Source organism: Dankookia sp. GCM10030260 (genome assembly GCF_042666655.1).
GTDB lineage: Bacteria > Pseudomonadota > Alphaproteobacteria > Acetobacterales > Acetobacteraceae > Paracraurococcus.
On sequence record NZ_JBHTDE010000095.1, the window covers coordinates 1 to 602 of the forward strand.

1 protein-coding gene is annotated in these 602 nt (G+C 67.6%); it reads left to right on the forward strand.

Going from position 1 to position 602, the window contains the following annotated elements; translation table 11 throughout:
* Positions 1-492, forward strand: a 492-nt coding sequence (locus ACFQS7_RS31010) for an IS630 family transposase (protein ID WP_380070995.1), incomplete at its 5' end; no start/stop codon positions are given.
* Positions 493-602: the final 110 nt, after the last annotated feature.

Here is a 602-nt window from a genome sequence, read left to right on the forward strand (position 1 = left end):
AGGGTAGGGCAGAAGAACAAGATCACCCGGCGCTGGACCCGACGCGGCACCAGGCCCACGGCGCCGCAGGATCAGCGCACGGCGTCGACCTATATCTTCGGCGCCATCTGCCCCAAGGTGGGCAAGGCGGCGGGCCTTGTCCTGCCCCACTGCAACACCGCCGCGATGAGCCTGTATCTCGCCGAAATCTCGGCGGTCGTGGCACCGGGCGCGCATGCCGTGCTGCTGCTCGACCAGGCCGGCTGGCACCTGTCGGACAAGCTCGAGCGGCCGTCGAACATCACCCTCGTCCCGCTGCCGCCGAAATGCCCTGACCTCAACCCGGTCGAAAACACTTGGCAGTTCATGCGGGACAACTGGCTCTCGAACCGCGTCTTCCGCTGCTACGACGACATCGTCGACCACTGCTGCCACGCCTGGAACCGCTTCGTCGAGCAGCCCTGGACCATCATGTCCATCGGACTGCGTGACTGGGCTGTAGCGGCTGGATGAATGCTCCCCGGAAGTGCTGGCTGAAAATTCCCCAGTCCAGCGCGACTGCCCGTGCCCGGGGGCGAGCCCCCGGGCACGGGCGGCGCCGGCCATGCCCCAGGATGCCCTCC